The sequence below is a fragment of the Rossellomorea aquimaris genome, from assembly GCF_001877785.1.
GTDB lineage: Bacteria > Bacillota > Bacilli > Bacillales > Bacillaceae_B > Rossellomorea > Rossellomorea aquimaris_A.
The window spans coordinates 101,230-126,958 of record NZ_MINN01000074.1 but is presented as its reverse complement, the minus strand read 5'-3'; the positions used below and the strand labels follow the sequence as shown (position 1 = coordinate 126,958).

The window sequence follows — 25,729 nt, the reverse complement described above, 5'->3', positions numbered from 1 at the left end:
CAATTTCCATCAATAGGAAATTAAACAAAAAGGTTCCGAACATGGGGTACAATCGGAACCTTTTTCACATATGAGTTTATGCTGACTTCTAATCCATTTGTGCTGAATTTTTTGATCTTATGCTGAAAAAATATAAGTTTATGCTGGATTATTTTTATGCTGAATACATTCACCTGTTTTCTTTCCAATGACGCAATCCCACTATTTCCCGACACACTTCATAACCATATCCCCAAACGACCGGACATCTGCAAGATAATCATATCCCTCCGGTGATCCGAAACTATTAAACATCCGGACGGCAACGAGATCTTTTTCGGGGATGACGAGCACGGTTGCATTCGTGAATCCGAGAAGCTGATAGGATCCTTTCGGGACCAAGGGCCCGATTTCTGTCTTCGTGGCAGGCAGATCTTTGACGAACCACAAGAAGCCGTTTTGAGGGGCGTCTGTATGGAGAGCGGCAGGACTTTGAAGGGAGACGGCCATATCGATGATTTCCCGCGGGACGATTTGCTTCCCGTTTATTTTTCCTTTTTTCAAATGGAAGTAGCCCCAGTACGCCAGCTCCCTGGTGGAGACGTACATGTTCATCTTATCGCCTTCCGTGCCTTCGCTTGTCCGCCAGTCTTCGTCCTCTTCATAGCGCAGGATCACGTCAACGAGCCGCTCGTTTTTTTCAGCGTACCAATCTGATTCGCGTAAACGAAGCGGGGTGAAGACCGTTTCATGAAGGATTTCTGCAACAGATTTGCCTGTTGTCACCTTCACTAGCCTGGTCAGGGCTTCGACCCCGATTTGTTTGTACGACCAGTCGGTGCCGGGCTCAAACTCGCAGACAGTATTCCGACCTTCCTTTTTCAATCCATGTGTGTGGGTAAGAAGATGCCTGATCGTCACCGGTTTCCATTCAGACTCATCCAGGTCAGGTAGATAGCAGGTCACCTTATCATCAATGCTCTTTATGTATCCATAATGTAAAGCATACGAAACGGCAAAACCGATATACGTTTTCCTAACTGAAGCGACGTGAAACTGCGTGTCCGCCTGGACCAGTCTGGCATCTTCAGCAGCGGACTGTTTGCCGATGTACTGCTCAAAGACGACTGAATCCCGATGGATGATGAAAGTGGAAGCCCCTGTACAAATCACTTTCTCGAATGTGTCTGCCACATGTTCTGCTACCGGTAAAAAAGCGGGACTGTTGTGTTGGCGATGGAGATTAATCATCGCCTCCAACCTGTATGATACACGTTAATTTTCGGCCAAGTTGCTTTCCAATTTTTCTTTATGACCCGTTCCTCATAAATAACAGCCCGTTGTTGTGTCTCTTTAAAATATGGAGTCGGCCTTACCTCCATATTGAGGACATCATCCAGTCCCCATGGGGCAGTCAGGATAAGCTCTTGATTGCTGTCCAGCTTCACACCAAGAGCAGTTGCTGTCTCAGGAAATTTTGATATCGCATCTTCAGAGGATTCATAAGGTGAAACATCATTTACTACATGCATTCTGGCCTCATTTTTAACGGACCAGGGGACTTCAGGTAATATGTCGCGGAGTGCAGCCTCCAGTCTTTTTTCCGTTTCCTCTTCAAGGTTGCTCTCGTTAAAATAGATTACATCCACATCGGGGATCTCCGTTCTATTTTTAAATCCGTGAAGTTCATCCCAGATCTTTGAGCGTACAAACCCTGCACAAATCCAACAATCCGGGAGGTGCAGCCTGCTCGCAGCCCTGAGGATTCCCATCATCCTCTCATCGTTTTGAATTAGGTTGAGTATATCTTTTTCAGTACTTATCATTTTCTTCCCCCTTATTTACGGTTATTACTTTAAAAATTCTGATCGAAGAATACTCATTCTTACCCGATCGACGAACTCCCCATTCCTCAACCGGTCCTGCCGCAGAATTCCTTCTTCCACATACCCCATTCGTAAATACGATTTAATCGCTTTATCGTTGTCCACTTCCACCCGCAGCCAAATTTTATTTAATCCCAGTTCATTGAATCCCCATTGAAGCATTTCTTTCATGGCTGCAAGGCCATAGCCCCTGCCCCAATAAGCTTTCTCTCCAATCGCAATCCCGATTTCTGCGTGTTTGTTCAGCTTGTCGATATTTTTCAAGTCGATCCAGCCTATGTGTGTGCCCTCTTCTGTGACGATGGCTTTTTGTTCATAGCCATTCGTTTTGTTTATGCACATCTTGATCCAGTTCCTGGTCTCTTCCCTGCTGAATGGAGGATACTTCTCCGGCATATTTAGATGTTTGGTGACTTCTTTATCGAGGCACCACTGATAACGGTCTTCTGCGTCTTCGAGGGTTAAATCCCTTATTTTCACTAGCGGTAATTGTTCTATTTTCATTCTAATTCCTCATTTAACTGAAATTTTTTTAAATTGAAGTGAGCCGCAGTACCTGGCCCCATGGCCCGCTTTCTCTCATCTCTGTGATAAGTGAAGTTGATAAGCTTTGTACGCACGGGATACGGCGGTCAGCAGCGTTATGCCTAAGACTGCAAAGAAGCTGACTAGCATGAAGGTCCCTTGCAGGAATACACAGAGAAACATGATGATGCCGCCCCAGAACAGCGGGTAGGCGAACGGCCTGAGTGTGGTGTTCCAAATTTGTTGAGTTGAATTTTTTTGAGATGCGGGTTGGTCTGTGGTGTTCAGTTGGAATCTAGGAAGTGTGTTGGCGGTAGTCATCAGCACTGTCCCGGCCAAAATCGGCAGCAGCCTTAATATGTCGAACTCTATTCCGGAAGCCAGCAGAAGCAGCCCGATGTGCAGGATCAATAAAATGAGCACGAGGGATACAAAGATGTGGTCAATTCCCTTCTTGAATCTAGAGGAAATATCGCCTTGTTTCATGAGGACCGGCATAGTGAAGAGCTGGATAGCCACTAACATCATCGTGGACGGGACCGCAAAAAGAATGACCTCTTCAGGTCCATAAGCTGAATCCATTATTCCGCTGCCATTGACGTAAAGATAGATACTTGCCGCAAATGTTAAAATTGTCAAGAAAATGATAAAGAACTTACTGTTCATTCGTTCTCCCCCTTGGAATTAAATTGTACGACCCATTTCATGACATCCTGAAAAACCGATGAATTCAACGAATAATACACATATTGCCCCTTCTTGAACGCATACACCAACTCGGCATGTTTCAGTACCGATAAATGCTGCGAGATCCCAGGTTTGCTGATGTCAAAGTGTTCCGCAATCTCACCTGCCGTCAAATCCCCCTTCCGCAGCAGGTCCAGGATCTTTCTTCTATTCTCATCGGACAGGGCCTTAAACAACTCGTTGATCGACAAGTCCGTCCCTCCTTTCGCAATATTTAAGTGTTTACTTAATTACTTAAATTATATATGTTTGGAATGAAATGTCAATTATAATGTATATATTTTCCTGAAAAGAAGAAAGAGCCGAATAACGGGTCAACGTACCTGTCCCCATGACCCGCCCTTTACTGTTTTTACGAAGAGCTGTGAAGCCGGCGGCAGGGACTGCTCACGATCCAGGCTGACCAAGGCGATTTCTCTGTATAGTGCTGGCATTTCGTTTGGTTCGAGCTTGACCAATGTCCCTTTTTGGATGAGGTGACATACCATTGATTCCGTTAGCAGTGCTGCTCCAGTGCCTTGCAGGACGAATTCCAGTGCGGTGGCCGGCGGCAATTCTATAATGTCCGTCCCTAATTGTATGTGCGTTCTCTGCCAATGTTTACTCTCTTCGCTCCAATCGGTCATGATGTATGGTTTGCCGTTTTCAAAAATATCCCTTGCCCCATAACTCTTCATTCCGCTTAATGGGTGACTGTGATGTGCGACGAAGACGAGGGGTTCTTTGAGCGTATGGATCCTCTTCAGGTCTTTATTAAAAAACGGCGATGTGATCAACCCCATATTAACGAATCCATCATAAAGCATGTCGATGATTTGCTGGTTATGGCCGGTATGGATGGTCACATCGATGTCAGGAAAACGATGCTGCATCTCCATCACGATAGAGGTGAAATGTCCGGTTGTAAAAGTCGGGAGTGTCCCAATCGTGACTTCCCCTCTTTTGCCTTCTTTTATAGAGAGCGCCCTTTCTTTCCCTTTAGTCAGTATTTCAAGTGCCTGTCTGGCATAAGGAAGGAAACCTTTTCCTAAATCTGTCAGCACCATCTGTTTACCTGACCGGACAAAAAGATATCCGCCCACATCTTTCTCTAACTCTTTTATCCTCAGGCTGATTGTCGGCTGAGACACATCCAGGTATCTCGAAGCCTTGCTGTATGACCCGAGCCTGGCCACAAGCTCAAATGCTTTTAATTGACTGATTTCCATTTTACCGCCTCCTTACTATAAGAATATTTAATAGTATCTATAACTTATATATGATTGTTTAATAGTTATAAGAAAATTATAGTGTAAATACAGTAACTTTAGGAGGAATTTTTTATGAATCTCAAAACAAGATTCTACAACATCATTGATAGCCAGTATGGCCGGCCCACGGGACTGCTCGGACGGTTCATCGGGGAAAAGATGATTCGGCAGCATCAACCGGAAACGCTATGGACCATTGAAAATTTAAACCTTCAGGAGAATGAACGTGTACTCGAAATCGGGTGCGGTGCAGGTTTTGCATTAAAACAGATCTCCTCAATGAATGGCGGTCACCATGTCACCGGTTTGGATCTGTCCAAATCCCTCCTCCATTCCGCTGCAATGCGAAACAGAAAAGCACTGAAACAGAAAAGGATAGAGTTAGTCCTTGGCAGTGTCGAAGAACTGCCTCTTTCTGAAGAGCAATTTTCAGCCGTGTACAGCATCCATTCTGTTTATTTTTGGGAGAATCTTTCCAGGTCGTTTGAAGAAATTCACAGGGTGATGACGCCGGGAGGCAGAGTCATGATTACGCTTTGTGACGGGAAAGACGGAGAGGAATGGGCTTCGGTTAAGCAAATGATTCATAGGGAACTGATTCCGATGATGGAGAGATTAAAATTTTCAGAGGTCAGGGTATTGGGCGGGCCGGTTTCTCGGGGGTATCAGACGGTGGCTGTGGCTGGGGTGAAGTGAGAATCTTTTTGAAAACTTGCCATAGTTTGACTGTTTTAAGATAAAAAGAGAAGGTTCCTATCAAAATTAATGTCTTAAGCCAATTTCTCAGTGACTTCAAAACTAAGAATATGAATATAGAAATAGTTATTGTGCCGGTTCCGGGATAATTGCGCCGGAATCTGAATAATTAAGCCACTTTCCGGATAATTGCGCCGGTATTTAAATTATTGCGCCACTCTGGGTGCTATTCGCGCCACTTGTCGAATAGTCTTTGCGCGTGGACCTGACTTAACGGGGCCAGCCCCCTGGTATAAAACCTTTATCATGGAGGGAAGCTGGCCCATCTCGTTTTATACTGACTTTCCGCCCATTTATGCTGACTAATTTGGATATATGCTGAATTTAACAAAAATATCCAGATTGCCACTTATACAAGTACCGGTCCTACTTTGCCGCCTAGTTCTATCTTCTTTTTACTCCGCCCTCCCTATCCACAGCCGCTACCGCCTCAATTTCCACCAACTGATGTTCATATCCCAGCACCGTAACACCAGATAAAGTGCTCGGGACATCGTGTTCGCCAAACTCCTCGCGAACCGCACTCCAGGAAGCTACTAAATCTGAGCGGTCCCCTGAAGCTACCAGCACTCTCGTATAGACCACATCCTCCAAGGCTGCATCACTCTCTTTTAAGACTTCCTTCAAATTCTCCACACACAATTTTGCTTGCTGTTCATATGTACTTGGATGTGGAACGTTACGGTCCTTATCCAGAGGGCACGCCCCCGCAAAGAACAGGACGTCCATCCCTGCAGGTATGCTGCTTGCGTAGGCATAATCGACGGATGCCAAATTGCCAGAACGAATGAATGTTATTTTTTTCTCCATAGTATTTCCCCCCTTGTTGTCAGTCAAGACGCTAAAATACCTGCCGCAATTCAATCTGACCCTCGCCATCTCCCTGGGGATCCGGCATCCGCATCGCCCACTTGAGCGCTTCTTCCTTAGACTTCACATCAATCAGAATGAATCCGGCAATCAAATCGTTTGATTCTTTAAAAGGTCCTTCCGTGACTACAGGCTTTTCATCAGGATCAGGATACGAAATGCGTATCCCATATGAACTTGGATGAAGTCCCTTAGCCATGATCCGAACGCCAGCTTCAACTAATTCTTCATTATACTTCGTCATGGCATCCATCAATTCAGGGCTCGGGTGATTTCCGGCTTCAGAATTTTTCGAGGCTTTGACGATTAGCATAAACAGCATAATATATCCTCCTTCTTTAACAGACACTCGTCTTATAAAATCCGGTATCTTAGATCCTATCCTTTCAACTATTCTATAATGCAGAATGATTTTCCTCTATATCCCTCTCGGTTAAACGGCCAGCTGCCTCCCCTCGACAACATTTGCATCATATTTTCAAATTAAAAAAGGTGCCAAGGCCCTCCCGTTTACAAGGGTACCTGACACCTATCCATCCTACTCTTCTTCAGAGTCTTCCATATCGTACTCTTCATTCACCACACTGAACTCATCTATCACATCGCCGTCTGATGTGCGGGTGATGAATGTGATGGTATCCTTATCCACCTTCGCACTCATATATACTGCAATGTTTTCCATGTTGACGTATTCAAATTTTTCATCTGCCACTGCATCGTAGTGCTTTTTACCGGTAGTGCCTGCAACAACATAGACGGTACCGTTTTCGTCCTCCTTGCCTTCTTTCAGTTTCTTCGTTCTGCCGTACGCATGGTCGTGACCGGAGAAGACGATGTCGATTCCAAGTTCATCAGCGACCGGTGGCAGTTTTTCCTTCATGATTTCATTGCCGCCGAACGGATTCGTATAGTACGGAGGCTTATGGGTCACGAGTATTTTCCATGGTTTATCTGAACTCTTCATATCTTCTTTCAGCCATTCCATTTGTTGATCGAGTACTTTATCGTCACTTGTAAAACCAAGCACACTTATGTGCATGTTATGATAATCTATTGAATACGTGCCGCCCTTGTCCATGTCAGGACCATTCCCCGGCGAGCCCAGGATGGCCTTTGCTGTACTGGCATCGCTGTCTCCCATATATTCATGATTACCAAGGGCGGATACAAGATTAGTCGTGCGGATGGTATCATATTGACTCATCACTTCCAATACATCATCCCATTGAGTGAATTTAGAAGAATCATCGACGAGGTCCCCTACATGGATCATAAATGCCGGATCCTGTCCGTTGACATCGGAAAGAATCTGGTCAAACAGGCTTAAGTCGGATGGTGATTGGGTGTCCCCCAATATTGCGAACTCAAATTGATTTTTTCTTTTCAACGTGGTGAATTCCTGCATATTACTCCAGGTCTCCCCATTCCCGACCCGGTAAACGTATGTCGTGTCCTGTTTCAGTTTCTTTACTGTAACCTGATTCACACGCGCGATGCCATTCTTGGTAATATCCAACTCACCGGAGAATACTTGATTGCTCCATGATCCCTTTGCGGTGAGAAGGCTCTTATCACCTTTCTTGTCATAATCCTTCTTCCTTGCATATTGGATGACCGGTGTCTCGTCTTTTCCTAACGGGCTCGACATCCAGGTAAAACTTTTCGATTTATAAGGGTCATCGGTGGTAGGTGAAATAATATTTATTATTTCATCCTCCACTAAAGCCGGGTACGTCTGCGTATCCATCTTAAACGAATACCTTCCGCCTTTCACTGAAAACAAGCTGATGTTTTTGATCTCATTTGTGAGCGAATCGACGAGGAGGGAACCGTCATCTTCTGTCTTCCCAAGAAGTTCTTCGTTTCCTTCAATTGAGGCAAAAACTTCCGCTCCACTGACAGGCTTGCCTTCCTGATCCATTACCTTGATATGTGCAGGTTCTCCTATTAACAGTGGTTCCGCTTCGACTTTAAGTGCAGCCTCTACTTCCACATTCAGCGGTTTCATCGAATAGGTCGGGATGAAAGTCTCTTCCCGGGGATGAACATAGGTGACTTCTCCCCCCATCAACTCCACATTCACTTTGCTTCCTTCTTTCGTGGATGCCGGCACCCTTATCGGAATTATGGCTGCTTCTGCTGTATCGCCGGTTTCCCCGTTGTTCTCGAGATGCAGAGTCAAGATATCCGTTTCATCGTCATAGCTTGATGTGCTTCCAGCGAAGCCAGGTGAAAAGATGATGTCTTCCACCGGAAAATTCCCATCCACTTTCAATGACAAGGCAGATTCAGAGATTTCAGCTGGATTTGTTGCTTTCACAGCCAGTTCAAATGTATCCCCTAAAAATGCTTTCTCTTCAGCTTTAATGATTTCGATCTTTGCAGACCCTGTATTGACTGTAAAATATCCGGTTTTAGCCGCCTGGTTTCCAAATTTATCAGGAACCATCAAGGTAATTTGATGTGTACCGTCCGCCCACTCTAATCCGCTGAGCGAGACAGAGCCATCCATATCATAGGAAAAGTGGCCTTCACGCTTGGAATACTCATTGCCGTCCACGTACAATTTGATCTTTTCCCAATCGATACCCGTTTTGTAAGGATCATCTTCATATTCCCGAACGTCTGCTTTAATATTCACCGCGCTGGTTGTATATTCTTGGCCTTCTGCATTTATGGACTCAATGACCGGAGGATATAGATCATCGACTTTTTCTCCGTACACCGCACGTATATTATCAATATAAGAGACCCTTTCGTCATAGGTCCTGTGATGCCGGATTTCGTCGACATCATTCTGATGGCCTGGGTCCCGGATATCTTGAATGGTCCTGTAAAGGATGATGGGATCTCTGCCTCGATGTATTTCCATCCAACCCAGTCAATCCCGGGCTTCTCAGCGGTCAGGTTAACGGATTGATTCTTGTTATTCCCATCTGCAATCAGCATCCGGAGCCAGTACCCGTTTGCTTCCGGCGTTGCGTAGACCCACATGCCGATGCTTTGCGGATCCCCTTCGATCTCGGTATTCACTCCCGGACCGGTATACACTCCGAGGGTCGTCCCTGTTTGTGCATCGGTGAAATCATAATCAAGCTTAAGTGATTGATCCCCGAATCGAACGGGTTCTGGATACTCCGCCAGGCTCAGGCTTCCTTTTTCTCCCCGATTCGCTGTTGCTGTCTTCCATGTACCTAAGTCTTCTTCGAAGTCAAATAGCACTTGTGGAAGCATTCCAACAGAGATCTTCAACTGAGCTGTCAGGTCTGTATCCTTCAGCCGGGCTGTGATGGTGCCGCTCACACTCTCATCACCCGTATGGAGGACACCTTCCTCATCAATCGTGCCTAATCCTTCCGGTATATCAAACTCAACGTCTTCCAACTTCCAATCGACTATCCGTTTTTCATATTTTGTTTTAAAACCTAACGGGATTTCACTGTTTCTGGCTGCCGTCAGTTCAGGTGAAGAGAAAGAAATTTCAACCGGAGCAGCAATTTCAATGATGCTTTTGCCAACCTCTTTTCCCTGATGGTTCAGCATGACGTGAAATTGACCTGTTTTCCCATTCGATTGAAACACTCCATTTTCATCAATTGTCCCAAATGACGCATCAGATAATTCCCATGTCAGATCGGCGTCTGGAATAGGGGCTGATGCCATGGCCTTGTCCCTGCCTTTTGCACCGAAATCGATCGTAGAACCCGGAGTGAAGGATTGATCATAAGGGTAAACATACGCAGAGTCAAAGGAATGATCTGAAGGCTGCTCTGAAACAACAAGCCACGAGTTGGCTACACTTCTCTCCCCACGGTCAGAGGGCATATTATCAATCTCGAGATCGTCCCCTCCAAGTGTACGGGTGGTAAAAGTGGATGAACCGCCGCCATCCAGGTTAAGGGCCGTCACCGCGCCCAAATCAATCATCAATTGTGCCAAATCAGGCATGGAAATCCCGCTTGAATAAGGCTCTTGTCTGCCGTCGATCACGGTAAAGAACACACTTCCATCCGCTTTGATCCCAACAGCCGTGCGAGGCTCCCTATCCGCTCCAGTTTTAGGAGTCTGGTAGACTTGACTTTCCTTTACGAGAATCGCATTTCCACCGAGGGCTTCTTGCAGCTGATCCTTGACCACATCATACTCCGCTGTACTTCCAATGACTGCTTCACCGGACTTTTTGATGCCTAAGAAACCCCACCCCTGCCGAAGTTGATCTTTTATCCCGACTCCATCTTTAAAAACAATACCGTTGGGTTCGCCTGTAGCCATATTATAAAAATCGGCGTTCACAGCTGCCACCACCTTATGGTTTTCACCATCCGCGGCACTTGCCTGCTGCCTGACAGGCTGCAATCCATACTCCTCGCCGTCATCCGGGGTTCCCGCTTCAATCGATACACTCGGATTCTGAACGTCTACTTCCACTACAAAACTCTCAATCTTCTTCCCGTCACTTCCTTCAAAACTGTAATGCTTCTCCTTAACACCAGGTGCAAGATCTGCCCGGTATTCATTAATCGGTGTATGTACCACCCTGGAATCTAAATCGAAATCTCCCAGGGCCCTCGCAACATTGGGGAGAACCATGCTGCCGGCAACTGCAAATGACAGGACAACAGGCACTACCCTTTTCAAGCATTTTCTCATCCCTCAGCCTCCTATAGACATTTCCATATTTTGATTGAATCCATCAATAAATGACATCTTTATCATAAAGGAAAAAAATAAATAGAATGTAATTTATTTGTAAAATTCTGAAAAAGAGGTAATAGGAACTATCCTTAGAGTTTTTGGAGAATTTCTTAATGAATCTATTTATTTTGCAGGTAAAGATTCACCACCTAAAAAATGGGTATAGTTCAATATATCTATTTTTATTAGAAAGGAAGTTTTTCAATGAACCGCTGGTATTTTCCATTCCTTATCGGCACCATCATCTTTCTGGTATTATCCCTGATCGGAAAATTTGAAATGAATTATATCATCACATATAGTATTGGGATCACTCTCGGTTTTTTCCTGATGTACTGGTTAAATAGGAGAAAGAGGCAGAATGCAGATTGAATCCGCTCACCTCAAAAAAAAAAGGACTGCCGCAGCAGGCAGTCCCCATTTCTTCTATTCTTCTATTCCTTCACCCGAAGTACCACATTATCAATCGTGATTTCATGTGCTGCGTCCGATCCTGCAAATTTCCCCATCAAGAACTTCAGCGACACCACTTCATTCGCGCCCATCACAAACTCATAAGTATAGTTGGACATTTCGTCATCGACCGGAATTTGCTGGTTGAAATAGCGTGTGTATGCTGCATTTTCAAGCGTCACTTCCATACTGCGCGCAACCGTCGAACGGGCATCAAACGACAATTCGTACGTCAGCCCCTGTCCGAGTTCCAGTCCCGGCTGCTCCGCCAGAACACTCCACGCTTCTTTTCCGGCATTATCAATCCGCACATTCATCTGCTCATTCTCAGCATTAACTACAGCACCAGCATCAAAATGAATATATGGCACCCAGTTTTCAAGCCCTGAACTAAAATCTCCATTCTTTAAAGGCTCCAGCTCCACATCCACCGACGTTTTCAGCAGTCTAACATTATCCAGATACACATCCCCTTCCGAGCCGCCAAGTTTGAACAGCAGCTGACCATGTTCATCGCTCAGTTCCTCAGGCATCGTAAATGCCACCTTATTCTGAGCCATTTCACCATTCAGCTTAACCGGTACGGAATCTAAATACCTCACCGTCCCGTCCTCGCTCACGAACTCGACCTCAATCTTCCGGTCAGCTGAAGCACGCGCATCGAACGTCAACTCATAATCTGCACCCGCATCAAGCTGCAAACCTGTCTGCTTCACCTGGACGTCACCGGCAGCCGAACCGCCGTCTGTGATCTCTGCATGCAGCTCCCTTGCTTTTTCCGTTACTTCGGCCGCAGCCGCTGCAGGCTCATTCACTAAAACATCCCAATAATTCATACGCGTCATGTCACCCTGATCAAACGTACTGTTATAAATATGATTTCCGTCCGGCAGCGGAGTTTTCGAAGCATTACCTGAATCAACCGGCTCCACTTCCTCGACGCGTACATTCCCAATCCACACAGGTGCATTCCCATTTGCACCCATATTGAACTCGAGCCTTGCTGCGATATCCGTATCCTGGCGGTGCGTGAACGTGTACTCATAAGACTGCACCTGATCCGTCAATTGGATCGTTTGCTCACCCGAATAATTGGCGTACCCTCTCTCAGCTCCGCCCGATACCTTCGACATCATCGGACGGTTCGTATCCGACTTGGCATCAAAGCTGACCTTATACATGCCGCCTTCCGCAATCGAAACGTTCTGGATCAGCTGCAGCGCCCACAATGCATTTCCTTCATTCGCCACCTCTGTTTTTGCAAAAGAAACGCCGTCTGCCTCTTCCTTCGTTATCGTCCCTCCACCGCCGAAGTCCGGCAGCTTCACGAAATTCCAGTATGTCCCGTCCAGCGCTTCGTCAGATGCATCCACCACTGTGAACGGCTCATCATAATCTGAATCATAAATATAGTTCCCATCCTCTAACGGAAATTTGGAACCTTCCGGCAGCTCGGCCTTCACTTGCTCCGGCTCGACCGGCTCTATATAGTCACGGCCTGTCAGCTCATAGGCACGGACATAATCGACTTCCATCTCTCCAGGGAAGTTTGTCGTCTCATCCGGATTGCCGCCGTACCAGCCGCCTACTGCAAGATTCAGGATCAGATAGAACTCCTGATCGAACGGGGCAGGAAATGCGTACTTGTCCGCCTGATTCGTGCCCTGGCTGAACCAGTCATTCAGCGTCTGATACAGCTTTCCGTCTACATACCAGCGGATTTCACCTGGCTCCCACTCAATTCCATACGTATGATAACCGGTCGTATCCTCTCCATCTGGAAAATGATACTCCGCACCCGTATACGTGTTATTCGGGTACTCCGCTCCATAATGAATCGTGCCCCCGATCTTGCTCGTATCGCCGCCTGCCGATTCCATGATGTCAATCTCTCCGGAAGTCGGCCAATTGCCATACACACTATCTTCAGGCATCATCCAGAATGCCGGCCAGAATCCCTGTCCTTCCGGAAGCTTCATCCGCGCCTCGAACTTCCCGTATTTTTTTGAGAACAAGCCTTTCGTTTTGAGCTTGGCTGAAGAATAATCGTACGAACCGAACTGATCGGTGATCGGCTCATCCTCCTTTTTCGCCTTGATTACGAGCTTACCGTCGCGGATGAAGGAATTCTCAGGTGAGTCCGTATAATATTCAAGCTCGTTATTCCCCCACCCGGGAGAAACTGGATCGCCGTTTTCATCCACAATCCAGTTCCCGATATCATACGTCCATTTCTCACGATCGATTTCTTTTGAAATGAACTCATCCGACCACATCAGCGTCCAGTCGGATTTGCCGGCACCTGGCTGATACACCCTGACCTCACCAAGTTTCGACCCTTCCGAACGCACCTGATTCTGCACTTTCTCGTCAATATAAACCTTTCCATCAACCGTCACATTTTTCAAAATGACATTCCCATTCTGAGCGCCGGCCGTGATATATAGATCTCCTTCGATCTTCACACCCTGGAGCGACACATCCCCATGATTAATGAGGGCATTTCCAACGATCGTCTCTCCGGAATACACACCGGCCTCTTGGTAAAAACCATCGGCCCTCTCATCAAACAAACGGATTGCATCGATTAGTTTAAGCGGCTTCATGCTATCCTCATCATCATCGGAGCCGCTGTCCGGAAGGAGATACTCCACAACCTCAAGTGCCTCCTTCTTCTTCACAGCCGAGTTGGCTTCCGCTTCTTCTCCGAACACCTCATCCCAGTACCCGAGAGCTTTAGCATCCTTCACCACATCCGCTCTTCTCCACGGCATCTCCTCCTTGCCGGCACCAATTAGATAATGAATGAGTCCAGCATACTCCACTCTCGACAACGCTGCGTTCGAATTCTTCTTCATCTTTTCCATCACCCCGAAGAGCCCCCGCTCCTCCCAGCGTTTTAACATCGTCTCATCCTCACTGCCTCGCGGGCCCTTCGCCCCGGCTGGCAGTACAACCGACAATGCAAGTATCATCACAAGCATCACCATCGCCACTTTGTTTCTCATTCCTTGTTTCCTCCCTTTGTTTGTATATGTGAAGAAGGATTTCATTCCTCCTTAGCACCACTTTTCAAGTCCGAAACCGCTTTCGTTTTTAATTAAAAAAGATTTCCCTTTCACCAAACCTATAATAATTGCATCGTGCCCAATGACGAAACCGGTTTCGATTAAATCCAAAAGTGAAACGTCCCCTACTATACAAAGAAAACGCTTTCTAAAATAACCATCTAAAACAAGTGTATCCTTCTAGCTTTTTCTACACCCTTTCCTATATTTCCTTTTACAAACAACGAAACCCTACGAAATACCCACGTAGGGTAAGGGTGAGTTATGGGGACAGCATAAAAACCAGTGGACCTGTCCCCTTGCCTCACTTACTTCTGCTTAACCACTTCCTTAAGATTCATTAATAAATACACCCCTGTAATGATAAACAGTAAATTAAATGCGCCATCACTTATAACTGAACTACCGACCTTCAACCCAGCCAATACAACTAAAAAAACAGCCATCCAGATCAGCTTTATTTTCCGGCCCATCCGTTTACTGATTCCTTTGCTGAAACGCGGGTAATAAATTCCCATTACAAGAATCACGATAATCGTAAAAATGTTGAAAAGCTGCGTATAAACGCCAAACAGCTGCACCCAACTAACTGCAAAGTACAGCAAAATAGAAAACAGGACAAATAAGAAGAGTTTGTATCTTATCAAGCTGCTCATGACATCCCTCCTATGTGAATAACCTTCATTCCTTATTTAACTCCCGCAATTCCTCCAGGATTTCTGTATTCGACTTATGTACTTTCCTTAGAGATCCTTCGATCGATAATAAAATAAGTAAAAATATCACAATCACAATCAGCATAAAAAGTTCCATCTGCTCACCTCTTGAATGAATTAGAAGTTTAATAGTAAGGCGGCGTATCCCCGGTCTGCCCGTTTATCGTCGAACTTCCGCGCTTCACCTTATAGGAAAGGGAATACTGACCTTTTTCGATACCGGAGTCCCATTTCTCCTTAAATATAATCACATACGTTTCGCGGCCGGTTTCTTTTACAAGGGTTTCCCTCTTTACCTTATAACCATTAATGTTTCCTTCCCAGACACCGATTTCTTCCGGAAAATAATCGATTGAGGTCCCTTCTCCTGAAACGGCGAACTCGACCGCATCTTCTTTTGTAAAAGGCGGCACCGGAGGGGATAGTGCCTGCCCAATCCCCCATGCAAAAAGATACACTGCGGCCGGGACAATCACGAACATCTTGATGCTTCGCTCACTTCTCATCCTGCGGGCAATCCATATTTCTATAACACCATAAATCACAGCTGCAGCCATTCCACTGACGGCCATCAGAATTTCATTGAAAACCAGCCCGTTTGCCACACCGAACATCCCGAGTATCAGAATGTACAGCCAATCCTTATCTGCAAACAACTTCTTTTGGACATACTCTGCGGCTGAAGACACGATATTTCCATAGATGAGAATAATTGCACCGATATAAATAAAGTAAATGGCTGACCAGCTCATCAGCTGATTGCCGTAATTGTATAAAGGATCATTCCCATCTAATGTCTGAAATATAGCTAAAATCAATGAACAAATGAGGGCAGACACAAGGGTTGCCAGAAATTTTCTTAGAATCATTGAGAATGCTCCTTTTGTTTACCAGTATTTTATCATATTTCCAGAAGGTACCGAGCTGAAATCTCAACCAGTGAACCCGTTTTACAGTGCTCCAAGTTAATTGAATTATATAGGGTCTCGTTTAATTCCGACTTGACAGATAAGGTTTGTAGGTATTATGATGATATAAACTTTACACCGACCCTATATTTTAGAGAATTCTTTTCTTAGAGGAGGAAGGAAATGATGGCAAATCAAGCCTCACTCAACCACCAGAACAAAGGTATTTATCAAATGCTCAAAGAATCCATGGTGAAGGAAAAACAGGATTTAGAAACCCTTTCGGAACCACAGCTGAAGGCCGTTTACAAACAGGAACGCTCTGCACAGCATCCGCACTCTGGATATTCTTCGATTCGTTTTATGTCATAGATTAGATAAGAGCCGGTTTCTCAGTTTGTATGAGAAACCGGCTCCTTCGATTCGGGATTTATGTCCTCCCCTACCTATACCACGACAGGTATTTCAGGCATTGGAAATAAGTTTTGATAATATATTTCTATTTTTGATAATAAATGGTTGTTTTTTGATAATATATCCAGATTTTTGATAATAAGCAGGACGTTTTTGATAATAAAAACAACCAGGGCACCAATTATACCCTACGATGGCAGCTGAAACTCACTGGTTTAGTAGTTACCCGCTCAGCCAATCCCATCATTCCTTAAAACATATTTAAATTCGATCAATAAAAGCAGCTCTTCTTATCCTTCAACATTATTTAATGGGTCACTGTACCTGTCCCCACGTCCCACTCTCAACCCAACTCATCAAATTACATCTTCCTAGTCAACGGAAATAACACACAATCCTTGATCGTATCGCTGTCCGTCAGTACCATCAGCAGCCGTTCGATGCCGAATCCCCAGCCGGAGATGGGCGGCATCCCGTATTCCATGGCGGTCAGGTATTCCTCATCCATTTCCATCGCTTCTGAATCCCCATTGCTCTTAAGGATGGCTTGTTCCTCCAATCTTTTTCTTTGTTCAATTGGATCGACCAGTTCAGAATATGCATTGATGATTTCAGCCCCGTTCACGACCAGCTGGAACCGGTCTGTAAGGGCAGGGTCTTCGTCATTTGCCCTCGCAAGTGGTGACAGATCGATTGGATGCTGGATCAGGAATGTCGGTTTGATCAGCTTTGGACGGCATGATTTCTTATAAAGCAAATCAATCAAATTTCCTCTTCCTAACGAATGAATATCCGCATGTTCAAGTTGGATGTTTATCCTGCGAATCTCTTGAATCAATTCATCTGTAGTTGGATATAGGCTGATATCAATTCCTGTTTCCCTCTGAATCAATTCCCTGAAGGAGACCGCTTCCCAATGCTGGGAAAAGTCAATCGCCTGGCCGTTTATATGGATGGTGGTTGTTCCAAAAGTGTGTACCAATACATGGAGCACCATCTCACGCATGAGTTTCATCGTGTCTTCATAGTTCCAGAAGGCTGCATATCCCTCGAGCATCGTGAACTCTTGAAGATGCTGGGGACTGATCCCTTCATTCCGGAAACACTTGGCGAATTCATATACCTTGGTGAAGCCGCCTGCGATCAGCCTTTTCAAATATGTTTCCGGCGCGATCCGGAGGTTCAGATCCGTATCCAGGGCATTGTGATGGGTCTTGAATGGTTTCGCGAGCGCACCGGAGGAGGTATGCTGCAGAATTGGCGTTTCCACTTCAATGAAATCCTGATCTTCAAAGAATCGGCGAATAGCGCGAACCATTTTGCTTCTGGACAGCATTCGGCTTTGGGTTTCACTAGTCATCATCAAGTCCAGGTAACGCTGCCTGTAACGGACATCTATGTTGCTCAGACCGTGCCATTTATCCGGCAGACTCCGCAGCGCTTTGCCAAGGAATACATAATGTTCGATCCGCAGCGTTTTCTCTCCCGCCCCCGTGGTGTACATGCTTCCTTCCACACCGATGAAATCACCGATGTCCACCAAATCTTGAAATTGTTCAAACGGACCTTCGCCCACTTCATCCTTCTTCAGGAGAAGCTGCAGACTGCCATGTATGTTTGAGACCGTAATGAACATCAGTTTCTTGAAGTTCCTGATCCCCATGATCCTTCCCGCTGCCCTCACTCCCGCTGTAGCATCTTCAAGCCGGGCTGCCTCGGCAAGTTCATAATTTACGGAAAACCTTTCTGGATATACATCTATCCCCTGCGATCTCATCGCTTGTGCCTTTTTCAGTCTGGCTTCTGTCTGCTCGATACTCATACCGTTCACTCCGTTCTTTGGTTTTTTATCACACCGAATCTATTTAAAAACAAAAAAACTCCCACCCCCAAGATTCATCATCTTGAGGACGAGAGTATTATGCTCCGTGGTACCACCCCAGTTTATTGATATGTCGCCATACCAAACTCTTCGGGTACGTCAAAACTTATAGTTGAGTATACCCTATCTCTGTAACGGGAGATCCCGTCGCAGTATCACCAGGGAAACCCTGGATCCGTGCGAAGCTCCGAGCCTTTTTTCATTAAGATCATTATTACTCCATCCCACCACCCGGAGCTCTCTGAAAATAACCGATCCCAACTACTCTTCTCTTCATAGCCGCCAGTATTGAAAATTAGGAATATTTTATCTTATGCAGTGGCAAGTGTCAAGGGACTTGAAGAAGCGATAGGACAGGTATCCCGGTTCAAAAAATTAAGCACTATACCTGTCTTTAAAATAAGAAAATCAGCAACGTCCCAATTAAAAGCATATAGGCACTTCTCCCCTTACTAAACTTCCACGTTTGTAAAGAAGATACCACTAATCCAATGATAAGAAGCGAAGTTCCGATGTATCTTAACAAGTTTGTCGAGAACAGAATCCCTGCATGTGCTGCAAATGCACCCGTCACCATGAAGCCGATAGTAAAAATAAAGCGCGGTGTTCTGAAATCACTTAACGCTTCTTTTTTCACATCCCCGCTCATTTTCAAGTAGGCACTTCTCCCCTTACTAAACTTCCACGTTTGAAAAGAAGATACCACTAATCCAGTGATGAGAAGCGAAGTTCCGATGTATCTTAACGAGTTTGTCGAGAACAGCATCCCTGCATGTGCTGCAAATGCACCCGTCACCATGAAGCCGATAGTAAAAATAAAGCGCGGTGTTCTGAAATCACTTAACGCTTCTTTTTTCACATCCCCGCTCATTTCCAAGTAGGCCCGCATCACCATAAAAACGGGCATTCCCCATAAAAGAAAGTAGGTCACGAGAGAGTCAGTAAAATTCAATGGGTTCCCCTCCCATCTCAATCGTCATTCATTTATCACTACCGGTTCGTGCATGTCTCTTATCCGCTGCACTCAGGATAAATAGGATAGAAATAAATCCGACAATACCCTGAATGGCGATCGTCATCCATTTATCCACCGGGATGAACAGCAATACGATTGGACAGACAAAGATCATTGACAAGCCTATTGTAAAGGCAGCCTTTTCAGGAAGTTCTCTAATCTTATTTATCATTCGGACACCAAGCTTTCTCTCTAGAATCTAAATCACCGCATAACTTAAAAAATATACATAATACCAAATGCCTGAAGCAATGAAAAACACCAGCAGCAGAATCACGCCTGCTACTTTAAAATACTGCCTCACCCAGAATCCAAAGGTAAAAACAGCATAAAAAACAAGCATGTTAACAACTAAATGATGAATTCCGGTTTCTTGTTGTGACGACCATTTCAGTGGTGAAACCACTGGCTTAGAAAAGATCTCCAGTGTATTGGCCGTGCTCTTCACGCCTGTTTCAAATCCATATGTATTGATCTTAAGGAGCAAATTCCCCAATATAAAAAGAAATATAATACCAATCATCCAAAAAAGCAGAATCCCTGTTTGCAAGACTGATTTTTTAAGAGGACTCATGTCTGCCTTACTCGTTCTTTTCAGAAGCATTGCCGTCGCCCCTTTAAAAGTAAACTGAAGGCGGCCCTGTCGCCTTCCGCTCCTCTGATATGTGTACCGCAAATCTTATTTGATGCAAGAAAAAGCAAGCACAACCGGAATCCTCTGCCTTCTCACAAATTCTTCTTCACTGCTGAAGTGTTCGCGCAATGGCGTCCCTTCACGCAGATCCGTGACGGTAAAACCGCATGACAACAGCGTCCGGAAATATTGCTCGATCGTCCGGTGATATTTGACCACCACTTGATCGATCCACGGTTCTTTTCTTTCCCCTTCAAGGAAATAATCGTCCACAATCCAGTTCCCGCGTTTGTCACCCGTTTTCTTGCTGACAAACGACGAAGTAGTGAGAGGGTGCTGCACGCTGAACACAAACCGCCCATTTTTCTTCAATGCTTTATGTATGTCTTGAAACAATGGTTCGATGTCCGGAACATAATGGATGGCAAAACGGGATGTGACGATATCGAAAGCTTCCTTCGGATAATGATACGATTCCATGGACTCGCGGATGATGGTCCCATTTTTATCGGACATAGTCAGCCTGGCAGCGGCCGCCATTTGTTCAGAACCCTCCACTCCGGTGTAAGAGGCAGCGCCATTATCCAATAATTCTCTGCCAAAAACGGCATCCCCGCATCCAAGGTCCAGGATTTCTTTATTCTGGACGTCGCCAAAAAGCTCATCGATGATCGGACCCTCAATCGCATTATTTGGGCTGTCCTTTCGATCTCTTCGTATCATATAAGTTGAAAAGAAACTTTCCTGGTCATACGCACTTGAACCCCTGAATTCCATTTAGCACATTTCCCCCTCCATCATGAAATAAATTCCTTTGGATAGTTTAACATATTTTTGTAAAATAATAGAAATATTCTTTCTTGAAAACACACAAAAAAGAGCCGTCCATTCGATGGACCAGCTCTTTTGATGTTCCTAAACAATTAAACTGCCTTTATCTCTTTTTCCAATGCCTTCTTCCTCAACAAAGAATTCAACCTCTCCGAACTCAATAACATCGCCGCTGCAATGACCAAGGCAAAGACCGGGAAAAATCCGATCGAAGTCTTTGAGGCAATAAAGCCAAACAGCGGAGGCATAAATGTACTCCCTGTATAAGCGAATGCCATTTGAAATCCCATGATGCTCTGGGAATGATGCTTGCCGAAACGTGCAGGTGTCTCATGAAGCATACATGGAAAAATAGGCGCGAGCCCGAGCCCGACAAGCATAAAGCCAATGAGCGTAAAGACTGTCGGGAGAGGCATGAACAAAAGCACCGCCCCGCAGAGTGCGATCAGCTGGCCCCACCGGATGAGAAGGAGGTTGCTGACCTTGAAGGTGATAAATCCGGTGATGAACCTCCCCACCGTGATTCCTCCCCAATACAGGGACACCCACCTGGCGGCATCCGCCGGGGATACCCCTTTTGCATTCACGAGGAAGCTGCTCCCCCACAGCCCCATGGCGGCTTCGATACTGCAGTAAAAGAAGAACGTGAACAGAGCGAGTTTTACACCCTTTACCTGCAGGGGTTTACTTGCTTCCACTTTCCCACTAACAGTTGATTCCTGTAATTCATTCTCCTTGGCCTTTGGTCCGCTTTTCACTTTGCTCCATATAGGCAGCGTCATTAGCAGAATCACGGCCAGCGCAAGTTGAATCCCGGCAATCGCCAGGTACCCGCTTCTCCATGATAAATCACCTGCAATGAACTGCGCCATGATGACCGGACCCATGGTGGCTCCTACGCCCCAGAAACTGTGCAGCCAGCTCATGTGGTGAGCTTTGTAATGGGCGGCCACATAGTTGTTCAGCCCCGAATCCACTGCCCCTGCACCAAGGCCAAGCGGTACCGCACACACAACCAGCCACACAATCGAAGGAGAGAACTGGAACCCCACCAGTGCGAGGGCCGTCATCAAACAGCTGACAAACGTAACCTTACCTGTGCCGAACCTCTTCAAGATGCTCCCGCTCACTAAACTGGAGATGATCGTTCCCCCGGCGACAGTCATGAACAGCAGTCCTGCCGACTCCAGCGGGGCGCCCAAATCCTTTTGCATGACAGGCCAGGCCGCTCCAAGGATCGAGTCAGGCAGCCCCAGGCTGATGAAAGCCAAATAAATGATAATTAAAAGAAATGTCGTCAATCTTAACCCTCGTTTTTATCGTTCACTTAGATAGTTGATGTCCATACGGTTATAGCGGAAAGACAAACACTAATGAACTTTTTTAATTAGTATAACAAATAACTTATCCGTGATGTAGGTTATAATATGAATCTAGTGGGGCTCTTCCATGTAATAACTTTCGTTCAGGTTCTTATAATCCTGGCGAATCTTTCTGAATATGCTTCGGTCGATTTATACACCGATGGGTATTATGAGATGCGTAATAATGGTTTTGATAATATATTTCTATTTTTGATAATAAATGGTTGGTTTTTGATAATATATCCGGATTTTTGATAATAAGTGGGCCCTTTTTGATAATAAATGAATTGCGAGTCGCATTAATACCCCGGGTGAGGCCCATAACTCTTCCCCTTTGGATGAAATGCGGACTCATATAACAGAATGATCACTAAAATATGGTCAATTTTCGTTCGATTCGTTTTTTTTTTTGAAGTGGGACAAGGTACCTGTCCCCTCGACCCGCTGACTCAAACAAAATCCAATATCCTGATATCAACCATATCCAGATCACCGATTTCTTCTTTTAAATCCCAAAGCCTTATCTCAGATGTTTCTTCGTTCTCGATAAAGGGCTGAAGTTTTTCAAGGGCCGTAACATAAACGGGATTGTATTTGACTTCGCCCGTTTTGATATTCTTTGATTTTAATAGTCCACTGAATTGCAAGTCCGACACCACTTGCCCCGTTTCTTCATAAAGTTCCCGAGCAGCGCACTCCTTTGCGGTTTCATCACCTTCCCTGCGTCCGGCCGGCAATTCCCACTGCTTCCGCCAAACGTTATAGCACATGAGAACCTCTCCCCCGCATTTCAATACCGCAAAAGATCCGGCAAGCGGTCCGTATGTACATATTTCCCCTTCGTTGATGTACATAAAATCCATAAATTCATAACCGTTGTTTTTAAGTTTATTCAATTGGTTTCCTCCGATAAGCAATTGTCATATACCTATTCTTTAAAACCGGTATAATATCCTTTAATCCACATCCAATCCAAATGGCGGCAAGTTTTTATTCATCTGCTATTGGTCATATTTGGTAAAATACATGGTATGTTAATAGTAACATTATTAAAAGAAATAAGAGGTGACCAATGAACAACCACTGGAACAAATTCATCTATAAACTCGGGTCTGGTTTTTACGACCAGCTTTTCAATTCCGGATTATTTCTTAAAGCACGCAAACAGATTTTCAGTGATGGCATATTTAAAGATGAAGGTCAGAAAATTCTTTTTGTCGGGGTTGGTACCGGCGCAGATTTGGAGTTACTGGATATTGATAAGTTTGATATCACGGCTATCGATTACTCAGAGGCGATGCTTCAGAAGGCACGGGAAAAATTCAACCATTCTGCTATCGAATTTTTGAAGATGGATGCACAGGACATGGCATTTGAAGATGATCAATTCGATTTGGTGGTGGCAAGCCTGATCTTGTCGGTTGTCCCTGATGAAAACCGGTGTTTCGGGGAAATCGTACGGGTCTTGAAACAGGATGGCAAAATAGTCATTTTTGATAAATTTTCTCCAAAAGGGAACAAACTGCCGCTCTATAAAAAGCTGCTCAGACCGGTTATCGGGGTATTGGGCACGGACATTGGGAGGAATTTTGAAAAGATGGTTGAACCTCACAAAGAGATCCTGTCCATAATGGAAGACCGCCCGATTCTTTTTAAAAGCATGTACAGAAAAATAGTCCTGCTTAAATCATAGTAATCAAGATAAACTCAGGGTCAAATTCCCTGAGTTTTTATCTGCTGGTCCCTCTTCAAGTTCATCCCCCAACATCTAAGATTTCTAATTTCCCATTATAATAGGAAAGCAAATTATCAAATAGAAAAAAATGTCGAATATGCCTAAAAAAATAATCTTTGTCAAAAAAAGGAGAAAAACAAAGAATCCTCCCTTCCGTTTACACAAAAGCGGAAACCCAAAAAAGTAAATATTCTAAATTGACATACTATTTCCATAATTTTCATTGTCTTATCAAGTTTATTTTACTAGAATTCAAATTAGCTGCCGGAGCTATAAGAAATAGCTATTTCTCTAATACATTATAAAAGGGGAATTGTAATTATGTCGAAGAAAAAATTAGTCAGTTTAGCATTAGGAACATCCCTTGTTTTCAGTGCATCCTTTACTGGAACAACATTCGCGCAATCATCTACGGATTCTATCACTTCCAAAATGGAAATCCATCAAAAACTTATAGATAAAAGCGGTCCGGACTTCCTATCCGGGAAGCTGTCAAAAGGTATTGTAAAGAACGAAAAAGATGTAAAGAAATTCATGAAGGTCAATAAAGAGTTGTTCAAAATCGATCCTCATTCAGAGCTTACCCTCATCGAAAAAACAACGGATGAGCTTGGATCCACTCACTATCGTTTTTCTCAATCGATCAAAGGGGTTCCGATCGACGGGGCAACCTTCATCATCCACATAAATAAAGAGAATGAAGTGACGGGTGCAACCGGGCAGCTATATGACAAAGCAGCCAAAAAGGTGACAAAGACCAAGTCCTCCATTTCCAAAAAGGCTGCGTCTGATCTTGCATGGAAACATATCAACCTATCAAAAAGCGATACGGTTGTAGATAATCAAAACGTGGCAGGACCTAAGAGCGATATCGAAAATACGACAGTGAAAAATGACCTGGTCATCCATGAGAAAGACGGCGAATTCAACCTTGCCTACAAAGTTCAGCTTCAATTCATCAAACCGTACGGTGCCAACTGGCAGATCTTCATCGATGCTGAAGACGGCCGGATCCTTGAAGCAGTCAATGCAGTGAGCGATGCGGGAACCACCGGGTATGGATATGGTGTGCTGGATGATTATAAATCATTGAACACTTATTATGAAAACGGTACTTATTATCTTTTTGACGTCACAAAACCAATGAACGGTGTCATTGAAACATTAACAGCGAATAATGGATCAAGTCTTCCAGGTTACTATTCAGTAGACAGCAACAATGCCTGGACAGCCTATTCGCAAGCTGCTGACGTAGACGCCCATGCCTACGCGGGTAAAGTATATGACTATTATAAAAACACACATAACCGCAACAGTTTTGACAATAACGGTGCGACCATCCGTTCCACTGTCCACTACGGAAGCAACTACAATAACGCTTTCTGGAACGGTTCACAAATGGTGTACGGTGACGGTGACGGATCCACCTTCACTTCCCTGTCAGGCGCTTTGGACGTTGTTGCACATGAATTGACCCATGCCGTGACAGAACGTACAGCAGGTCTGCAATATCAATATCAATCAGGCGCGCTGAACGAATCGTTCTCGGATGTATTCGGATACTTCCTCGATCCCGGCGATTACTTGATGGGTGAAGATGTCTACACACCTGGCGTTTCTGGCGATGCCCTTCGCAGCCTGTCAAATCCGACTCAATATGGACAGCCGGCTCATATGAATGACTATGTCAATACCTCTTCTGATAATGGCGGCGTTCATACCAACTCAGGCATTCCGAACAAAGCAGCGTACAACACGATCCAAAGCATCGGTAAAGCGAAAGCCGAAAAGATCTATTACCGTGCATTGACGGTATACTTAACGCCTACAAGCAACTTCAGCTACGCACGTGCCGCTCTTCTTCAATCAGCAGCGGACCTGTATGGAAGCGGAAGCTCGACGTATAACTCTGTAAAAGCAGCATGGGATGCTGTTGGGGTATACTAATTTTAAAAAGCTCCGGGGAATGATTCCCTGGAGCTTTTCTATGCTTGTATGTGG

26 protein-coding genes and 1 other annotated feature are annotated in these 25,729 nt (G+C 45.0%); of the genes, 5 read left to right on the top strand and 21 right to left on the bottom strand.

The window, feature by feature from the left end; genetic code table 11:
* Nucleotides 1-201: 201 nt before the first annotated feature.
* The 6 genes from BHE18_RS04485 to BHE18_RS04460 form a co-directional block, all read right to left on the bottom strand.
* Nucleotides 202-1,230, bottom strand: coding sequence for a serine hydrolase domain-containing protein (locus BHE18_RS04485; RefSeq protein ID WP_171910650.1), 1,029 nt, complete (start codon nt 1,228-1,230; stop codon nt 202-204).
* Nucleotides 1,227-1,805: a nucleotidyltransferase family protein gene (locus BHE18_RS04480; protein ID WP_071617431.1), complete on the bottom strand. Its 579-nt coding sequence runs from the start codon at nt 1,803-1,805 to the stop codon at nt 1,227-1,229. Before BHE18_RS04480 ends, BHE18_RS04485 begins: the two co-directional genes overlap by 4 nt.
* Nucleotides 1,806-1,829: 24 nt before the next feature.
* Entirely contained in the window at nt 1,830-2,369 is a 540-nt protein-coding gene (locus tag BHE18_RS04475) for a GNAT family N-acetyltransferase (protein WP_071617430.1), read from the bottom strand.
* Nucleotides 2,370-2,444: 75 nt separating this feature from the next.
* Nucleotides 2,445-3,056, bottom strand: a complete 612-nt coding sequence (locus BHE18_RS04470) for a hypothetical protein (RefSeq protein WP_071617429.1) — start codon at nt 3,054-3,056, stop codon at nt 2,445-2,447.
* Entirely contained in the window at nt 3,053-3,322 is a 270-nt protein-coding gene (locus BHE18_RS04465; protein WP_071618228.1) for an autorepressor SdpR family transcription factor, read from the bottom strand. The genes BHE18_RS04470 and BHE18_RS04465 overlap by 4 nt, the downstream gene beginning before the upstream one ends.
* A 129-nt stretch (nt 3,323-3,451) precedes the next feature.
* On the bottom strand, nt 3,452-4,345 hold the full coding sequence (locus BHE18_RS04460; RefSeq protein WP_071617428.1) for a LysR family transcriptional regulator: 894 nt from the start codon (nt 4,343-4,345) through the stop codon (nt 3,452-3,454).
* Between the two features lie 114 nt (nt 4,346-4,459).
* On the opposite strand from BHE18_RS04460, the gene BHE18_RS04455 reads away from it, so the two are divergent.
* Nucleotides 4,460-5,083 carry a class I SAM-dependent methyltransferase gene (locus BHE18_RS04455; RefSeq protein ID WP_071617427.1) on the top strand — a complete coding sequence of 208 codons (624 nt, stop codon included), beginning with the start codon at nt 4,460-4,462 and terminating at the stop codon, nt 5,081-5,083.
* Nucleotides 5,084-5,527: 444 nt separating this feature from the next.
* Here BHE18_RS04455 and BHE18_RS04450 read toward each other — a convergent pair whose 3' ends face one another.
* The 4 genes from BHE18_RS04450 to BHE18_RS23545 all read right to left on the bottom strand — a co-directional run bounded on the left by BHE18_RS04450 (nt 5,528) and on the right by BHE18_RS23545 (nt 10,663).
* Nucleotides 5,528-5,953: a RidA family protein gene (locus tag BHE18_RS04450; protein ID WP_071617426.1), complete on the bottom strand. Its 426-nt coding sequence runs from the start codon at nt 5,951-5,953 to the stop codon at nt 5,528-5,530.
* A gap of 31 nt (nt 5,954-5,984) precedes the next feature.
* The gene (locus BHE18_RS04445) at nt 5,985-6,335 is read right to left on the bottom strand and encodes a YciI family protein (RefSeq protein WP_071617425.1); all 351 of its coding nucleotides are present in this window, start codon (nt 6,333-6,335) and stop codon (nt 5,985-5,987) included.
* A gap of 216 nt (nt 6,336-6,551) precedes the next feature.
* Nucleotides 6,552-7,661 (bottom strand): purple acid phosphatase family protein, encoded by a 1,110-nt coding sequence (locus BHE18_RS23550; RefSeq protein WP_235860267.1) that lies wholly within the window; start codon nt 7,659-7,661, stop codon nt 6,552-6,554.
* A gap of 1,025 nt (nt 7,662-8,686) precedes the next feature.
* On the bottom strand, nt 8,687-10,663 hold the full coding sequence (locus BHE18_RS23545) for a phosphodiester glycosidase family protein (protein WP_071617423.1): 1,977 nt from the start codon (nt 10,661-10,663) through the stop codon (nt 8,687-8,689).
* Nucleotides 10,664-10,912: 249 nt separating this feature from the next.
* On the opposite strand from BHE18_RS23545, the gene BHE18_RS23130 reads away from it, so the two are divergent.
* Nucleotides 10,913-11,080 (top strand): hypothetical protein, encoded by a 168-nt coding sequence (locus BHE18_RS23130; RefSeq protein WP_171910649.1) that lies wholly within the window; start codon nt 10,913-10,915, stop codon nt 11,078-11,080.
* A 62-nt stretch (nt 11,081-11,142) separates the two neighbouring features.
* Here BHE18_RS23130 and BHE18_RS04430 read toward each other — a convergent pair whose 3' ends face one another.
* The 4 genes from BHE18_RS04430 to BHE18_RS04420 form a co-directional block, all read right to left on the bottom strand.
* Nucleotides 11,143-14,169, bottom strand: a complete 3,027-nt coding sequence (locus BHE18_RS04430) for a carbohydrate binding domain-containing protein (protein WP_071618227.1) — start codon at nt 14,167-14,169, stop codon at nt 11,143-11,145.
* Nucleotides 14,170-14,537: 368 nt separating this feature from the next.
* Nucleotides 14,538-14,885 (bottom strand): hypothetical protein, encoded by a 348-nt coding sequence (locus tag BHE18_RS04425; RefSeq protein WP_071617422.1) that lies wholly within the window; start codon nt 14,883-14,885, stop codon nt 14,538-14,540.
* A 25-nt stretch (nt 14,886-14,910) separates the two neighbouring features.
* On the bottom strand, nt 14,911-15,042 hold the full coding sequence (locus BHE18_RS23740) for a hypothetical protein (protein ID WP_268876291.1): 132 nt from the start codon (nt 15,040-15,042) through the stop codon (nt 14,911-14,913).
* Between the two features lie 28 nt (nt 15,043-15,070).
* Nucleotides 15,071-15,814 (bottom strand): hypothetical protein, encoded by a 744-nt coding sequence (locus BHE18_RS04420; RefSeq protein WP_071617421.1) that lies wholly within the window; start codon nt 15,812-15,814, stop codon nt 15,071-15,073.
* Nucleotides 15,815-16,036: 222 nt separating this feature from the next.
* On the opposite strand from BHE18_RS04420, the gene BHE18_RS04415 reads away from it, so the two are divergent.
* Nucleotides 16,037-16,225 (top strand): hypothetical protein, encoded by a 189-nt coding sequence (locus BHE18_RS04415; RefSeq protein ID WP_071617420.1) that lies wholly within the window; start codon nt 16,037-16,039, stop codon nt 16,223-16,225.
* 403 nt (nt 16,226-16,628) lie between these two features.
* Here BHE18_RS04415 and lysS read toward each other — a convergent pair whose 3' ends face one another.
* From lysS to BHE18_RS04380, 7 genes are all read right to left on the bottom strand, one after another.
* On the bottom strand, nt 16,629-18,089 hold the full coding sequence (lysS, locus tag BHE18_RS04410) for a lysine--tRNA ligase (protein WP_071617419.1): 1,461 nt from the start codon (nt 18,087-18,089) through the stop codon (nt 16,629-16,631).
* Between the two features lie 81 nt (nt 18,090-18,170).
* Nucleotides 18,171-18,435: a binding site (T-box leader), on the bottom strand.
* A 108-nt stretch (nt 18,436-18,543) separates the two neighbouring features.
* Nucleotides 18,544-19,101 carry a hypothetical protein gene (locus BHE18_RS04405; RefSeq protein ID WP_071617418.1) on the bottom strand — a complete coding sequence of 186 codons (558 nt, stop codon included), beginning with the start codon at nt 19,099-19,101 and terminating at the stop codon, nt 18,544-18,546.
* Nucleotides 19,102-19,129: 28 nt separating this feature from the next.
* Nucleotides 19,130-19,336: a hypothetical protein gene (locus BHE18_RS04400; RefSeq protein ID WP_071617417.1), complete on the bottom strand. Its 207-nt coding sequence runs from the start codon at nt 19,334-19,336 to the stop codon at nt 19,130-19,132.
* A 27-nt stretch (nt 19,337-19,363) separates the two neighbouring features.
* Nucleotides 19,364-19,768 carry a hypothetical protein gene (locus BHE18_RS04395; protein WP_071617416.1) on the bottom strand — a complete coding sequence of 135 codons (405 nt, stop codon included), beginning with the start codon at nt 19,766-19,768 and terminating at the stop codon, nt 19,364-19,366.
* A gap of 75 nt (nt 19,769-19,843) precedes the next feature.
* Entirely contained in the window at nt 19,844-20,575 is a 732-nt protein-coding gene (locus tag BHE18_RS04390; RefSeq protein WP_071617415.1) for a class I SAM-dependent methyltransferase, read from the bottom strand.
* Nucleotides 20,576-20,721: 146 nt separating this feature from the next.
* Complete coding sequence (locus BHE18_RS04385) at nt 20,722-21,930, bottom strand: MFS transporter (protein WP_071617414.1); 1,209 nt, start codon at nt 21,928-21,930, stop codon at nt 20,722-20,724.
* Nucleotides 21,931-22,442: 512 nt separating this feature from the next.
* The gene (locus BHE18_RS04380) at nt 22,443-22,889 is read right to left on the bottom strand and encodes an NUDIX hydrolase (protein ID WP_083573615.1); all 447 of its coding nucleotides are present in this window, start codon (nt 22,887-22,889) and stop codon (nt 22,443-22,445) included.
* A gap of 176 nt (nt 22,890-23,065) precedes the next feature.
* Here BHE18_RS04380 and BHE18_RS04375 point away from each other — a divergent pair, with 176 nt between their 5' ends.
* Both BHE18_RS04375 and BHE18_RS04370 read left to right on the top strand, forming a co-directional pair.
* Nucleotides 23,066-23,686 (top strand): class I SAM-dependent methyltransferase, encoded by a 621-nt coding sequence (locus tag BHE18_RS04375; protein WP_071617413.1) that lies wholly within the window; start codon nt 23,066-23,068, stop codon nt 23,684-23,686.
* A gap of 363 nt (nt 23,687-24,049) precedes the next feature.
* A complete protein-coding gene (locus tag BHE18_RS04370) occupies nt 24,050-25,675 on the top strand; it encodes a M4 family metallopeptidase (RefSeq protein ID WP_071617412.1) in 1,626 nt (541 codons plus the stop codon).
* The last annotated feature ends 54 nt before the right edge of the window (nt 25,676-25,729 follow it).